At 56.3% G+C, this 2277-nt stretch carries 4 protein-coding genes; all 4 read right to left on the bottom strand.

Annotated elements, in window-relative coordinates; all coding sequences use genetic code 11:
* Nucleotides 1-159 precede the first annotated feature (159 nt).
* On the bottom strand, nt 160-810 hold the full coding sequence (locus E4680_RS13715; protein ID WP_135282989.1) for a hypothetical protein: 651 nt from the start codon (nt 808-810) through the stop codon (nt 160-162).
* 16 nt (nt 811-826) lie between these two features.
* Nucleotides 827-1222 (bottom strand): hypothetical protein, encoded by a 396-nt coding sequence (locus E4680_RS13710; RefSeq protein WP_135282988.1) that lies wholly within the window; start codon nt 1220-1222, stop codon nt 827-829.
* Between the two features lie 10 nt (nt 1223-1232).
* Complete coding sequence (locus E4680_RS13705) at nt 1233-2006, bottom strand: hypothetical protein (protein WP_135282987.1); 774 nt, start codon at nt 2004-2006, stop codon at nt 1233-1235.
* Nucleotides 2003-2277, bottom strand: a 275-nt coding sequence (locus tag E4680_RS14190; protein ID WP_167792530.1) for a hypothetical protein, incomplete at its 5' end; no start/stop codon positions are given. The genes E4680_RS13705 and E4680_RS14190, both read right to left, overlap by 4 nt.

Below are 2277 nucleotides of genomic sequence, written 5' to 3'. Positions count from 1 at the left end.
GCGATTGGATCGCGTGGCGGGTGGATTGCCTGCCATTCCGGCATGGTCTCATCGCCGTACTGGAAGATCACTGCTTCCACGCCGTTACTCAGCACGCCTATGCAGTCCGCGGGAACGTCGCGGAAATAGTCGAAGTCATTGATTGCAATCTTAATCATCTCAGCCGACTCCTACTGCAAGTGAGAAACTGTGAATGCTCAGGATTTCCGATCCGTCAGGGTTTCCTCCTCGATACCACATTCCGATGCTGCTTATAGCTAAATCCTCCGAGGTCGATGTATCCGTGCCAGATAGGCTCTCGTTTATCGGCTGAGCATTGACTCCATGTGTCGTCCAGTTTCCGTCCGGCTTCCGGGAAGTTTTGCCCCATAACCGGAAGCAGTTGTTTGTGGAGTTCCCCTCCGGCCCGCCAATAAGGTGATTCTTGCTACTGATCCCGCAGTAAATTCGCCTGTACGAGATATTTGACGCATTGGCAACTGTGCATTCAGCATTAGCCTCGATATACAGTCCAGGAATAGAAACCATATCAGCCGGAATCTGCCAAGTCGGCACGCTTGCCACAGCGGCCATCGCGGCATTCTGCGCAATGGCACCAACGAGCCTCGGTGCATGCACCACAGCGCGGCCATCGACTGGCAGCCAATAAGTGCCGTCGCTTACCCAGTCCGACGGTGGCGCCATCCATCCAGTGATCGTGATTCGCTTCCCAGAATTTCCAGCAGCGGCCGGCTTTGTTGCCCATGTATATTCAGGCGGTGCGATCGAAAGCGCCGCCGCAAATTCGGATTGCAATTGAACAATAGGCATGATGTTCTCCCAATTATTACGGCGTTTGAACAACTTCGAGGTTCGACACTGCGCCGCCAGTCGAAATGGCGATGACCGCGGTCCAGCCAGCGTTATCGATCACGCCCTCGCTGTCCGCCGTTGTCACGGCTCCTGGCGCCCACAATAGCCAATTGCTCGATAGGGTGCTCAGATCCCCGCTGTTGAAATTGGCGTAACTGAGTCTCCCTGCCGCGGCGTCGGCGTTGATCAGCGTGTGAGGGCTTGACGATTTGAAAACCTTGACGGTCGCCCCAGCGCCAGGATGTACAGTGATTCGACATTTCGGCAGGACAATGAGGATTGCTCCTGAAATTGCACCGGCCGCAATGGCCCGCAAATCAGGGATATTGTTTCCGGCCATGGTGCCGGTGACGTTAGATCCGGATGGCATAGTTCACCTCTTAAAAGTTGATGCGCAGCGGCGGGCGCGAGATCTGGAACTCCAACGGAACTGAGCGCAATTGTTCGACCTGCGCTTGCCGTTCGCCTGTTGATGTTGCCAGGACCGCTAGCAATGTTGATTCAGCGATCAGCCCATTTGCCGACTTTCGGTCGATCCTCAGCGCGTATTCGGCAGACGAAAATGCCGCAACAATCGCGGCGTCGTACCCTGGTGAATCGCGCTCTGCGATCCTGGCCGAAATCGTGCCGTATGACCTGCCGCCTGCCGAATAGGACCGGCTTCCGTCGATCCACTGAGTTTGTCCCACATCGCGCGAATCGGCATTTGAAATGGCGATCGACTCAAGCTGAAGAGCGGCAAACGGCAGCGATAATGCCTCGCCGTGACCCCACACGCCGACTTGCTGAGTGGAGAGCGACACTTCAGCGGTGAGGCCGCTTCTAATCTGCTGCTCGGCGAAATATTGGGTCGTCTCGACAGTCGCCGCCCCGGATTCTGCGACGACAAGAGCCGCCGTATAACCAGATATCGACGCGCTGACAAAATAGGGCAGCTCAATCCATGCGGATGCCGTCCCGCTCCTCGAGGCCAAATTCGCCGGCGTCAATGTGCCAGCCGAAACGTCAGCATTGATCACAGTCAGCGGCGTTGTGCTGACGTACAGTCGAGCCGTCCCTGACGTGTATACCGTCACCCGCATATCGGACCGCAGCGGCATCAGGATCCGTGATACGGCCCCAGAAGCGACGGCGAACTGATCAGCCCTGATCATCCGAGCCCCGCCAGAAAATCGCCCAGCGCGTCAGCTACTGCCTGCCCGCTCTGTTTCCACGGCAGCGGTGACTTTTCGTTTTGGCCTTCGTTGTAGCCTGTTGCGTATGAGGCTGAAATCTTGCGGATCATGATTGCAGCTCTCCCGAGTTTGATTCCTGCGAAGCGCTCATAGGATTCAATTTCTCCGTAATCAAGCCCAACAAGGCCACTCATTCCAGATCGCGCAACGCCCAATTCTGCGATGATCTCTATCAGCCATGGCGCTAGGC

This window comes from Candidatus Macondimonas diazotrophica (genome assembly GCF_004684205.1).
In the GTDB taxonomy this organism is placed as follows: domain Bacteria; phylum Pseudomonadota; class Gammaproteobacteria; order UBA5335; family UBA5335; genus Macondimonas; species Macondimonas diazotrophica.
This window is presented reverse-complemented; position numbering and strand designations above follow the sequence as displayed.